The 13047-nt window shown below is 43.9% G+C and carries 10 protein-coding genes; 6 read left to right on the top strand and 4 right to left on the bottom strand.

The window, feature by feature from the left end; translation table 11 throughout:
* Window positions 1-3 precede the first annotated feature (3 nt).
* Window positions 4-1374 carry a DUF4270 family protein gene (locus G5B30_RS15085; protein WP_165320830.1) on the bottom strand — a complete coding sequence of 457 codons (1371 nt, stop codon included), beginning with the start codon at window positions 1372-1374 and terminating at the stop codon, window positions 4-6.
* A 116-nt stretch (window positions 1375-1490) separates the two neighbouring features.
* On the opposite strand from G5B30_RS15085, the gene G5B30_RS15080 reads away from it, so the two are divergent.
* Both G5B30_RS15080 and G5B30_RS15075 read left to right on the top strand, forming a co-directional pair.
* Window positions 1491-2900, top strand: a complete 1410-nt coding sequence (locus tag G5B30_RS15080; protein WP_165320829.1) for a sensor histidine kinase — start codon at window positions 1491-1493, stop codon at window positions 2898-2900.
* On the top strand, window positions 2897-3568 hold the full coding sequence (locus tag G5B30_RS15075) for a response regulator transcription factor (protein WP_165320828.1): 672 nt from the start codon (window positions 2897-2899) through the stop codon (window positions 3566-3568). Before G5B30_RS15080 ends, G5B30_RS15075 begins: the two co-directional genes overlap by 4 nt.
* A 16-nt stretch (window positions 3569-3584) precedes the next feature.
* Here G5B30_RS15075 and G5B30_RS17575 read toward each other — a convergent pair whose 3' ends face one another.
* Window positions 3585-6260, bottom strand: coding sequence for an outer membrane beta-barrel protein (locus G5B30_RS17575; protein WP_317164354.1), 2676 nt, complete (start codon window positions 6258-6260; stop codon window positions 3585-3587).
* Window positions 6261-6502: 242 nt separating this feature from the next.
* Between G5B30_RS17575 and G5B30_RS15065 the strand changes: the two genes are divergently transcribed.
* From G5B30_RS15065 to G5B30_RS15050, 4 genes are read left to right on the top strand one after another with little or no spacing between them, the layout of a single operon-like run.
* The gene (locus G5B30_RS15065) at window positions 6503-7045 is read left to right on the top strand and encodes a TetR/AcrR family transcriptional regulator (RefSeq protein WP_165320827.1); all 543 of its coding nucleotides are present in this window, start codon (window positions 6503-6505) and stop codon (window positions 7043-7045) included.
* 24 nt (window positions 7046-7069) lie between these two features.
* On the top strand, window positions 7070-8773 hold the full coding sequence (locus G5B30_RS15060) for a glycoside hydrolase family 3 protein (RefSeq protein WP_206367155.1): 1704 nt from the start codon (window positions 7070-7072) through the stop codon (window positions 8771-8773).
* Window positions 8774-8781: 8 nt separating this feature from the next.
* Complete coding sequence (locus tag G5B30_RS15055) at window positions 8782-10209, top strand: L-serine ammonia-lyase (RefSeq protein WP_165320826.1); 1428 nt, start codon at window positions 8782-8784, stop codon at window positions 10207-10209.
* 31 nt (window positions 10210-10240) lie between these two features.
* Window positions 10241-11071: an MBL fold metallo-hydrolase gene (locus tag G5B30_RS15050; protein ID WP_165320825.1), complete on the top strand. Its 831-nt coding sequence runs from the start codon at window positions 10241-10243 to the stop codon at window positions 11069-11071.
* Window positions 11072-11080: 9 nt separating this feature from the next.
* Here G5B30_RS15050 and G5B30_RS15045 read toward each other — a convergent pair whose 3' ends face one another.
* Window positions 11081-11662 carry a helix-turn-helix domain-containing protein gene (locus G5B30_RS15045; protein ID WP_206367154.1) on the bottom strand — a complete coding sequence of 194 codons (582 nt, stop codon included), beginning with the start codon at window positions 11660-11662 and terminating at the stop codon, window positions 11081-11083.
* A gap of 122 nt (window positions 11663-11784) precedes the next feature.
* Window positions 11785-13047, bottom strand: coding sequence for a sialidase family protein (locus G5B30_RS15040; protein WP_206367153.1), 1263 nt, complete (start codon window positions 13045-13047; stop codon window positions 11785-11787).

The following is a 13047-nucleotide window of genomic DNA, read 5'->3' as shown; positions in this document are numbered from 1 at the left end:
AAATTATTTAAATTTAGTATATAGAATGTTTAATTTTATTTTGGGTTGATTAAATTCATCTTTCGCAATCACTGCCATATCTGTTGTTCCGAACAGACTAGGAGAAGAGGCCGCAAGATATAAACACGTTTCGGCATAAGCTGCATCATTAATCGTTTTTATATAGTCGATCAGATTAAAAGTGTATTTCGTCTTTTTCCCGAAGGCATCTCCCGGAACCATCGTGGCCGTCTGAATACTCGTCGATAGCGGCGAACGAACGAACGAAATAGGAACACCCGTATACTTATTGGCGATGAACAGCATCAAGGCATTGGGGTTTGGAAAAACACCGTAATTATATCCTGTAGTCTCTATTTCCAATTCAATCTTGTTAATGGCCATATTAGGCTCGTTTAAAAACTGTCTTAACGAAGTAAACTCCAATTTTGCTACAACCCCTGCCCCTGCCTGAAGAAAAATATCGCCGTTGGTACTGCTACTTTTCAGTTCCCTATTGTCCCGATCCAATGCCTCAAAAGCGGTTCCTGATCTATCGTACTCGATGTTGTTGTATTGATAAGCGCTGGAGCCCGTTGTTATCGTCTTCTTACCCGTTTTAGTAAAACCATCACTTCCAGGATAGGTGTAGTTCAGGTTTACATATACGGTATCATTTAGTCCGAGTATAGCCGTATTATCCACATCCGGTACGACCACCAGCCCTTTTAGATATCGTTGAAAGTTATCGTTCGATAACACGGCGGGGTCTCCCGATTGAATTTTCTCGAATAAATCTTCTCCAAAAGCATAATCCAAGGGAATGCGAATGGTATCTCCAGAATTTACCCGGGGATTGAAAGCTAAAGTCCCCAATGCGATTGCGTCATAACCAAACTCCTGATCCGAAAAGATGGTAGCCCCCGTTACATATACCGGTGTGTTAACGATGCCCGGTATAGTAGGGATAGTTTTTGTCTCTATGGTTTCCGTCACCTCATGTACATGGAATGTCTGAGGCTGCAAGGTATCTCCATAGTAGTATTTTGACGCATGTGGGGTTAAGACTAAGTCAACAGACTCAAATTCGGCATTTTCTGGAATATCATTCGTAAAGGAGGTTAATGCTAGTCTGAAATAGGTCGAAGCAATTGTTTCGCCAATAACAGGTTGGTTAGTTTTACCTACCAGCAAGACACCCGTATTAGCCGTAGGGAGGTATTCCAGCTGTACTGTCGATGTACTTATAGAAAGCGAATCCACCAAGGTGACACTCAGATTTTCATCCGGATTACCGAGCGACATACCCATCTCCTTATTACAGCTACTGAAGGTAAGAACCAAAAGCCCTAAGAAAGAAAACAGAATATAGCTAAGTCGTGTTAATTGCTTCATAAATTTTTGCTATCTGCAAATGTAGTTAATCCACACTGTTAATATGTGTTATAATATGTTAAAAGTCACTAAAACAGTGCGCGGTGCAAATCTAACAATTTAAATTTGTTTTAATCATGTTAAAAAAGTATAAAATACTGACAGCACTGATCGTACTGATATGGCTTGGAATCGTCGTCGTCATATCCATATGGTTATATGGTATTTACAAAACCAAACAAGAGGCTCTTGTATCTGACGTGGAAAGATCTCTGTTTAATACCGTTCAGTCTTACCTACAGTCCGAAGAAAGGATAAAAGAAAATAATAGCCGACCCTTCGATCGGGACGGAACAGTCTTCATTACAGAAGTACATAAATATTATCCAAATGTCGATCAGCAGAAGCTAAAAACAGTGTGGGATAGCTTGCGCAATGAAAGAAAAGGGTATTGGAGTAAGCGATTTAAAGGCCGTGAAAAGGGAAGGACACCTTTTTTCATGTTACAGAATTTGGATTTTGGTGAAAGCGACCGGGCGGAAATTGCCGCACAGCTTGATACATCTCTTAAGGTGAAAGGTATGATCGCCAAAGTGAATGTCAATATGGTAACGGTCGACGACGATACGGTTGGAGTTGGGCGTAGACGGTATGAGGTTATGCCCGATGGAGATATCCAGACACGACCTATATTAATCAATCCGGACGAAAATCTGCTGTTATTTGCGACCATCAAACGGCCTTTTATCGACGTGATATGGCGAATGGCACTACAGGCGACTATGTCCGCTATATTGATCCTGGCGTTGATAGCCATATTCGGCTACCTACTTTACACCATCAATAGACAAAATAAGATGGCCGTCTTGCGGAAATCTTTCGTCAATAATATGACGCATGAGCTCAAGACGCCCGTAGCCACGGTCATGGCAGCCATTGAAGCCGTGCAGCGTTATGGTGCCAGGGATGACAAGGAGAAAATGGCCCGGTATCTGGCCATATCCCACCGAGAACTGGAACATCTGTCAAGATTGATCGAACGCGTATTGCAGTTGGATATGGATGGTGTCCATAACCTTGTATTGGATAAGGTAAAATTCGATCTTACCCTTTTGATGCAGCAATGCATAGATACGGCAAGGCTGAGTTGTCCTAAACAGATGTCAATTGATTTGATTGCCGATAATCCTATATCTTATTTTGGCGATCGCTCGCATATCAAAAATGTATTCAGCAACCTGTTGGACAATGCTATAAAATATTCACCCGAAGAAGTAGATATCATCGTTCATATCCAAGAGACGGAAGATAAAATAACGGTTACCGTTAAAGATCATGGGCTGGGAATTGCAGAAAAATACAAAAATGATATATTTGATATGTTTTTTCGGGTCCCAGCAGGAAATTTACATCCTGTGAAGGGATTTGGGTTGGGGTTGTCTTATGTGCGACTCATCGTTGATAAACATAGTGGAAGTATCGCCGTGCAAAGTAAACCGGGAGCAGGATCGACTTTTAAAATTACATTACCAAAATTGTCTGTATGATCAAGGTGTTATATGTCGAAGACGAGCAAAGTCTTGCGCTGATTGTCGCAGACAGCCTGGAAGACTATGGCTTCGAGGTTATACACCGTGAGAATGGCCAGGATGCGCTGGCCCTATTCCGAAAAGATAAAGCCGATATTCTGGTGATCGATATCATGATGCCACTGATGGACGGCTTTACGCTTGCTGCTGAAATTCGAAAGATTGATATGCAAGTGCCCATTCTCTTTCTCTCGGCGATGACGCAGACGGAAGATGTTGTCAAGGGATTCCATCTGGGTGCTAATGATTATGTACGAAAACCCTTTAAAATCGAAGAGCTCATTGTCCGTATTGAGGCGCTGACTAAGAGAACACGAAAAATAGGTCCCCAGATACTCCAGATTGGAAACTACATATTGGACACCAACCGAAATACCCTTACTTTCGACGGCAAAAAGGAAAGTCTTTCCTTTCGGGAATGCGAATTAATGCGGCGGCTGTTTGAAAATAAGGATACCGTAGTGGCACGGGAAGATATCGTCCGGGCATATTGGAGCGACGATACCTATTTTACGGGGAGGAGTCTCGATGTATTTATCAGCCGTATCCGTAAATACCTGGCGCAGGACGAAAGGATCAAAATCACCAATGTACGCGGTATAGGATATACGATGAGTATACGATAGGAAAAGCTACTCCTATCTACTTTCCTTTTCTATTTTGAGCACCGCCAAACTGTCTCAGGTTGTAGGAAAAAGATAGGATGAAATAACGAGTTAACGTATTGGAAACTATATCGGTGACAGCATCATTATTGACGCTCCTTCTTACATTCTGGGCATTATTTAACAGATCAAATCCCCTAATAGCAAGCTCAGCATTCTGTTTCCTGAACAACTTGTATCCTATAGAAGCACTCCACAATGCCATTTTAATAGGCTTGCTTTCCTCAAAACCGGTATCAAAAAAGTAAGAAAAATTAGAACTGACCACAAATCTCTTCGGTAACTCAATCGTTGTATTATTCGTGACACGGTGTACGTACACGTTGTATTTTGTCACCCGTGCAGCCATATTTTCATAATAATTAGCATTGATATGATAACTCAGTCCAATAACGTATTTCTTCTTGATATTTGAATTAAAGCCAAAACTTTGTGAGAACCCGTAGGAGAGGTCTTTCAGCAATTCCTCGTTGAGGATGACATAGTTATTGTTATAGAATACATTCGTATTAAAATTGAGGTTCAATTTCCATTTCTTTATCGGCAGCCCATAGCTGTTGCGTGCCCGAAAGGTATAGGCTCCATCTTGATTCTCTGGTGCTATAAATCTTCCGCCCTCCCGAAGGGTAATTTTGGGGGTTGTTTCTGTTTCCGGGAAAAGTACCGTGTCCTTATCGGGTCTTAGAATAGAGTTGATGATTTTATTATTGAAGTAGTCAAATTGTATGTTCGTATGGAGACTTCTGCCCGTCTTCTTGTTAACATCTCTGTATTGAAATTTGACCAAATGTGCGTATTCCTGGTTCAAGTTGGGATTTCCATTGGTGATGTTTAGCTCATTCGCATTATTGATAAAATCCTGCAGCTGACCGATGGTGGGTGTTCGCGTTTCCGTATGATAGTTGATCTCCAGATTTTTTGCCTTCGAGAAGTGATAGACCAAGGTAAGACTTGGCAGAAAGCTATCGAAGTCAGCCTTGGTATAGATGGGGTAGGGTACGGTCCTGTCATTTTTTCGCACGCCCTGCTCATAGTTGATCCCCGCCTGTACACGTATCTTGTCCTTTTTGTTGTAGATATATGCAAGACCGCCTCCATGATAAATATAATCGTTTCTGAACGCGTTTGACAGTCGATCCCTCAACTCCCCCAACTGTCCCGTTTCTGCCAGAAATTCATACGTCTCCCGATTCGAATAGCTTACCGTATTTCTGAGCGAATAATTTGCTTGTAAGCGACTAGCTCTGGAAAGCGTTTCTGTAAAGGCCAGGCGGCTACGGAGCCCCGATCCATAGCCGTCTGTCAGACTCTGGTTATTGTTGGTATCTCTACGAGAAATAACCTCATTTTTGTAATAAGAGGTCACAGCCAGGTTAAGGGACTCCGCCTCATTATTGCTCGCGTTGCCCGACATACTCAATGAAATAGTCCTTCCCTGTTTCTTAAAACGGTGCATATAGGTCAGGGATCCGCCGAAATTAAAATTTGACGTGTTACTGTGGCTTGACCGGTCGGAGCTATTTAGCGTATCCACCTCTTTTAACGTTATGAAATCCGTGATGATTTCCCTGTCATTTGCCCGATATCGAATATTAGGTGCAATATCTAAGCGGTTGTCCGCGTCTATTTTCCACCTTAGGCGGGCATTAAGTTTGTGGTCGCTTTGCAATATATCCGAAAACTGGTTCTGATCTCTAAACTGATTAACCTTTTTGGTGGAGATGTATTCAATATTGGATAAAGATGTGGTTGCCGTAGACAGTGAGCGATAATTATAATCTGCACTTAGTTCCAGATTTTTGTCCAAATATGTGTTTGTAAAGTTGACTGCTGCAGCATACGTATCCGATAGCCCCCTATCCGTATTGCTGTTGCCCCGACGTACGCCTCCCCTTCCTTGTTCGGCAAAATTTGTTTCGTTGATGTTGTTCGCCATCGTGTTGATTGCTAACTTTTTGTCGCCGGCAAACTGATTGACATTTGCATTCAAACCAAACTTTTCTGCTGCCCCCACACCGGCATTAGCCTTTCCAAAGTATCCATGCCGTCGTTCGGGTTTCGTGACGATATTGATGACCTTATTCCGTGTCCCATCGTCAAAGCCCGAAAATCGTGCTTGTTCGCTCTTTTCATCAATAATCTGGATTTTCGATATGATTTCGGCTGGAAGTGATTTAAGCGCGATGCGCGGATCGCTACTGAAGAATTCTTTACCATCCACAACAATTTTAGTGACCTGCTCTCCATGTGCCGACACATTGCCGTCTTCATCGATCATTACACCTGGCACTTGTGCGATTAACTCATCCGCATCGGCAAACTCACGTGTCGAGAAGTTTTTCGCGTCGAACTCCATTGTATCCTCTCGCAATGAAACCATCTGCGGAGCTGTAATATCGACCTCTTCCAATGCAATTTCCGAAGGTTCCAGTCTGAAAAGCACATGCACAGGTTTTCCCGCGAAAGTTATCTGTCTCATCTCGGCCTTGTAGCCGATAAACGCACTGCCTATTGTATAGCGCCCGGCTTTGATATTTGCCCGGTTGAAAACCCCTTTTGCATTGGATGACATCACATACTTTGCTGAATCCGTCAGGCTTTCGACAACGATAGTGACCCCTTGGATGGGTGTAGCCGTCGTCTTGTCAATCACATGACCAGATAGGTTATTTTGCCCATAAAGGTGATGTTTACAACATAAAAGGACAATACATAATATAGATATACGGTAAAAATGTGTCACACGCTCGGATAATATTAGCTTGTAAGTATAATAAATTTATACAATTACCGCACATATATGTCGAAAATGATACAAAGTAAATATCACGTCATTATCATTATATTGTATATAAAAGGAAGTTTATCTAAGTTTGTTCCTTATAAGGAGGAGGTATGAAAGAGGATACATATAGTCGAAAAGAAAAAATTTTACAATCCGCGTTGAATTTATTTGCAGAGAAGGGTTTTTCGGATACCTCAACAAAAGAAATTGCTGTTCATGCCAGTGTATCCGAGGCTTTGATTTTCAAGCACTTTGGCAATAAGGATGCCTTATTGACACATTTAATCAAGGCGGGATATAGGCGTGTTTTACAGCAGCATCGCGGTATGATCACCTACAAAAATGCAAAAGATTTTTTGAGAAATATGATTTCATTGCCGCACAAGCTTGTCACCGAAGAACCTACATTCTGGAAGATGCAGCGGCGTCTTGCGCACATGCCTTTTTCAAAACTACAGCACGATCAATTTATCAAGCCCGTGCAGCCTGTGCTTTTGAGAGCTTTCACCGAGCTGGGATACAGTAAGCCTGAAATGGAAACGGAGTTTCTGCTGCTTGTCATTGACATGCTTTGGAAGAAAGAAGCTTGTGGTGAGTTGGACCATCCAAAAGAAATGGTATCCTTATTGGAGGGAAAGTATAATCTCCAGTAAACGAGGATTTTTTATATAAAAATTATGCATAGAATATTCCTGATAGCTGTACTGTATATCCTGCTTGGCGGGCATGCAGAAGCACAAAATAAACCTGATTTTGTCCCTTTTATCCATCAGCAGCACCGTTGGGTCGACTCCGTATTTTCATCGCTTTCTGCAAAAGAACGTATAGCGCAGCTTTTCTTAGTAAGAGCCCATACCAATTTAGGGGAAAAATATATAGACTCCGTAGCAAAGGTTATTGCAAACGAGCAGCTGGGAGGTTTGGTTGTTTTTCAGGGTGGACCAGTGCGCCACGTCGATATGTTCAACCGTTACCAGAAACTGGCCAAGGTTCCTTTGCTGATTACCTGTGATGGCGAGTGGGGGTTGGGCATGCGCCTGCCGGATTCTACCCTTTCGTTTCCCTATCAGATGACCTTGGGTGCCATACAGGACAATCGTCTGTTGTACGACATGGGACGGGAGGTAGCTAAAGACTTTTTACGAATGGGCATGCATTTTAACTTTGCTCCGGTCGTTGATATTAACAATAACCCTAAAAATCCAGTTATCAATTTCCGTTCTTTTGGTGACAATAAATTCAACGTGACCAATAAAGGCAGGATGTATATGAAAGGCATGCTCGACGGTGGGATTATTGCCTCGCTAAAACATTTTCCGGGGCATGGCGACACCGATGTGGACTCGCATTATGATCTTCCGCAGCTCAACTTTTCACGGGAAAGACTGGAATCATTGGAGATGTATCCCTTCAAAGAGCTGATCCAATCCGGTGCCCCGGCAGTTATGGTGGCCCATATGCATATTCCCGCACTCGATGCCACGAAGAATATCCCTTCATCGATTTCGAAGAAGGTCGTTACTGATATATTGCGGGGTGAAATGGGCTTCAAAGGGCTTGCAGTCACCGATGCCATGAATATGAAAGGGGTGACAAAATTCTTTCCCCGTGGTGAAGCGGATATTAAAGCCATTGAAGCAGGAAACGATCTGTTGGAACTTTCGGAAAACAGTGCCCGGGCGATCGCATTGGTCGAGCAATCGATAAAAGCCGGACGTCTCAAGCAAAGTGACATCGATGCCCGCGTAAAAAAGATATTGGCGACAAAATATTGGTTGGGACTTCATCAGTATAAGCCCGTCAATAGAAATCGTCTGATTGAAGATCTCAACCGGCCATCGACAAAATCTTTAATCCAACGGATGGCCGATGCTGCTGTTACTTTACTTCGTTCGGACAAAGGTATACTGCGCTTCAATACACAGCACAATACCGCTGTAGTAAGCGTCGGTATCTCGAAGCCTCAAGCCTTTGAAGACGGCCTGGCTTTACAGCTGCGAGATTCAAAAAATTTTTATGTCACAGGAGTAGAAACGGAGGAGCAACTCAAAGAATTATTGAAAGAGGTGCGTGATTACAAGCAGATTATATTAGCTATTCATGACAATAGATCCCGACCGGGCAATGAGCTCCATGTACAAGAGCCTATCCGGGTGTTTATTGATAAATTGGCGGGGAGACGAACAGTTTCTGTCTTATTTACAAACCCGTATGTGCTCGATGATATCGATGTAGGGCGAAGTAATGCCATTGTGATGGCTTATCAAAACGACGACTTTATGCAACGCGCGGCGTTGAAAGTATTGCTGAAACAAATCAAACCCATTGGAAAATTGCCCGTCACGATCAACAAAACCTTTTCGTATGGTGACGGTATATAAAAATAATCATGGCAGAAGAGCGGATTTCTATATTTGATATGTTCAAAATCGGTATCGGACCATCTAGTTCGCATACCTTAGGCCCTTGGCGGGCTGCACAGCGCTTTGTGCAGACACTTGACGATAGGCAGGTGCTCACCAAAGTACACCAGGTCAATATTCTGCTGTACGGGTCATTGGCCAAGACTGGCGTTGGGCATGGTACCGATATTGCCGTACTGCTTGGCCTTAGCGGTGACGATCCGGTTACGTTTTCAGTTGAGGACGTCCTGCCGAAAGTGGAGTCTATAAAAAGTGCCGGAAAACTGTTGCTAGCAGGAAGGCAGGAAGTTGATTTCAGCTATAACGAACATCTCCTGTTTCTCTTTGATCAGAGCCTGTCTTTCCATCCCAATGCCGTTACTTTTCAGGTGTTTTTGGACGATGGAACCGCCATGAGCGAGACCTACTATTCCATCGGAGGCGGTTTTGTCGTCCAGGAAAATGACACGGAGTCCGTTCTGACCGAAGTAGACCTGCCTTTTCCGATCGATACGGCCGAAGAGCTGATGAAATGGTGTATGCGTACGGGGCTAAAGGTTTCCGAACTCGTTCTCGAAAATGAATTGTCGTGGCGGCCTGAACAAGAGACCAAGGAAGGCATATTAAAAATATTCGCCACGATTAAGGAGTGCATCTATAAAGGATGTCATACGGAGGGGCTACTGCCCGGAGGACTCAAGGTCGAGCGACGTGCGGCAAAGTTGAATAAGCGGATGGTAAAAGGGCGGCCTTACTCGGACTATGATTCCTGGATCGTCGCCATCCGGGAGGGAGGCAAAGATTTTGGCTATATTCTGGATTGTGTAAGCTGTTTTGCATTGGCCGTCAACGAGGAAAATGCGTCCTTCGGCCGAGTGGTAACCGCACCTACGAACGGTGCCGCAGGCGTCATACCGGCGGTACTCCAGTATTATATTGCATTTCACGATGCTTATCAGGAAGACAAAATCATTCAATTTATAGCAACTGCTTCCGAAATCGGAGCGATATTTAAGAAGGGAGCTACTATATCGGCTGCCATGGGTGGCTGTCAGGCAGAGATCGGTGTTTCCTCCGCTATGGCTGCCGGTGCGCTGACTGAATGCTTAGGAGGCTCACAACGGCAAGTCTTGATGGCGGCAGAGATTGCGATGGAGCACCATCTCGGGTTGACGTGCGATCCTATTGGCGGACTCGTACAGATACCCTGTATTGAGCGGAACACCATGGGTGCTGTCAAAGCGATTACCGCAGCGCAGCTTGCCCTGCAGTCTAATCCGGATAAAGCAAAAGTAAGCTTAGACGCTGTCGTCAGCACGATGTGGGAAACTGCACAGGATATGAACGTGAAATATAAGGAAACGGCCGATGGTGGACTGGCAGTCAAAGTCCCGTTAAGCCTGCCCGAATGTTAATGATGAAATCGACAAGACTAAAATATAACCGATGAAGTATTGTGCACTAGCTTCTGGAAGTAACGGAAACTGCTATTATATCGCCAAAGGTAGTGATGCGGTATTGATCGATGTAGGGATCAATACCAAACATGTGGAACTTCGTATGGCCAATCTGGGCATACAACCGCGGGCCATTAGCGCCATTTTCATCACCCACGAACATACCGACCATATCAAAGGTCTTTCCGTCTTTTGCAAACGTTACCAGATTCCTGTGTATCTTACCGAAGGCACCTTCAATGGATCTCGACTGCGTCTACCCGATCATCTTGTACGTTTTATTCCAGCTGATGCCAAAATTGCAGTGGGCGCATTGAAGGTGCTTGGTATTCCGAAATATCACGATGCCCGGGAACCCTGTAGCTTCGTCGTCACCGACGGACAGACAAATATCGGCATATTGACCGATCTGGGTAGGGGGTGTGCGAATGTGAAGCATGTCGTCCAACATACGGATGTGCTTTTGCTGGAGAGTAACTACGATGAGGAGATGCTCGAAAGAGGACGGTATTCCTTTTATTTGAAAAACCGTATCCGCAGTGGTTGGGGGCATATTTCGAATAGCACAGCGTTAGCGCTTTTTCTAGAAAACAAGACCGATCGGCTGAAGCATCTTATTTTGGGACATCTTTCCGGTGAAAACAATACCGTGGAAAAAGTCTTAGCTACTTTTTCACCCCATTGCCAAGAGATAAAACTATCGGTGGCAACACGTCTTGTCGAAACCGAGCTTTTTGATGTGGTGCAGCTTGGTGTGGATACTCCTGCTGTTGTCTTGCGGGAGGATTATGATAGGGCAGCGGAGAGAGAAGTCTCTTAACCACGCCTCTTAAGCCTCGTTAAAAAGATAGAAGACAAGTAATGTAGCGATTTTGTCCGATTTATTCAGGGGAACATGCGGAATGTTGCCGTCAAAGAACAATGAATCGCCTTCACGCATGTGAAATGTTTGATCTCCGAGTGCATATTCAATAGTGCCCGATATCAGATAAATATATTCGTATGCATGTGTCGTTACCACTTTCCGCTTGGCACCGGGGTCAAGATGGAGAAGAGAGATTTGCAATGATGTTCCTTCAATATGGTGTTCCAGAATGGAAAAATAATGAAAACCTTTTGCATTTTCCTCTTTAACAAAAGAGGCATATTCCGTCTTAGGGATAAAAACATACCCTGGAAATGTATTGTGTCTCCCAAGCTCGCTAAAGAAGGTGTCAGGTGCAATACCAAGCGCACCGATGACAGCAAATAGCGTAGGTATTGTAGGCAGCATTCGACCGTTCTCTATTTTAGATAACATGGCGATACTGACCCCTGATGTCTCAGCAAGGCTTGTTAGCCTTAACTTCTTCCCTTTCCTATGCTTGCGGATAATATTTCCGATCTCGTTATATGCGAATTTCTTTTCCAAATCGGATGTTATAAAAGTGATTGACAAAAATAACAATATGGCCGGTTATTTTGCAAACTTTTATATCCGTTGGTAACAATAAGCGATGTTTCCTGCATTCATGCAGGCTGTGTTTTATAAACTCATTTTTGGTTGGCTCTATTTCCTGCGTGTAATGCGTCGCTATCCTTGAACGCACGGAATTTCAATATCCGATGAAAAGTAATAAAATTCGAATCATGGCAGTTATTCGCCCCGCCCATGTCGTCCTTATATGCTGTGCGGGATAAGAAAATGATATCGTCTCCCTCAAATTGCCAGTCTACGTATTGAAAGCCGTGTTTAGCGACACTGGTATCCTGCAGGGCGATTTTGTTTACTGTCCAATCGATGAGATCAGAGGAACTGCAGAGGGCCAATGTATTACGCACTCGCGATGAGCGCAACTTTGGAGACTGCTGGTAAAGTTGTTGTTTCAGCGAATCGGGGATATAATTGGTCAGCGTCCAATACAATTTGGTCGCACTATCATAACGGATAACAAATTTTTTGCTCCCCCCGGGAAAAGGTATAAACCCAATATCATCATCAAATGTGGCTGTCTTACCATCCTCACTTACGGATACGATGGCAGCCTTTTCTTCAAATGTCGTACGATCATCTACCCGCAACACATTCACTATATTTCCATGCGGACCCACAACTGCATTCCCTTCCAACCAACCATTGAAATGACCGTTCAAGTAGGTCGAATCATACAATAGGGAATTGCTACATGTCCAACTTTTAGCTTTCAGCAAGTCCGCATCCACCGGCACAGACATCATCATAGCGCCATAGCGCTTACCCCATTGTAAGATAGGACCATGGGCGGTTTCCATCGCACGCCACAGCCGTCCATTATGTTCGATAACAGGCATTGGTGCGCAGTGATATAAACCATCCAGCAATAGCCCGTTTTGTTTATTGGTTGGTCTTGTCCAGGTTTCTCCACCATTTAAGGATTTGCGGATAAGTAATGTTCCGTGGTGCCGATCCGGGCCTAAAAAATATAATGTTCCGTGATGTACAAACAGCTTACTCCAAAAAGCACCACTGATTTCAGCAATTTGTGTCCAGTTGGCTCCTTTGTCAGTAGATCGATAAATCCGGGATACGGCCTGAACCCATTCGGAGCTTTCTGGTCCAAATGTATCATGCGATGCCACATAGTCTCCATTCGGCAAAATAGCCAAACTAGGAGATCCTAAATAAATCCCCGTCGATGCTGGGCTGTATGCCACCACGGAACCGGATACGCCGTTGATATTGATCGAATCAGATTTCACCGAATGTGCGGCCCGGCAATTTATATGGAAGCCGATACATAGCAATAAAACAGTACTGATACACAAAGAATTCATCAT

The sequence above is a fragment of the Sphingobacterium sp. SGG-5 genome (assembly GCF_011043525.1).
Lineage (GTDB): Bacteria > Bacteroidota > Bacteroidia > Sphingobacteriales > Sphingobacteriaceae > Sphingobacterium.
The sequence above is the reverse complement of the archived record's forward strand: the minus strand, read 5'-3'. Positions and strand labels throughout refer to the sequence as shown.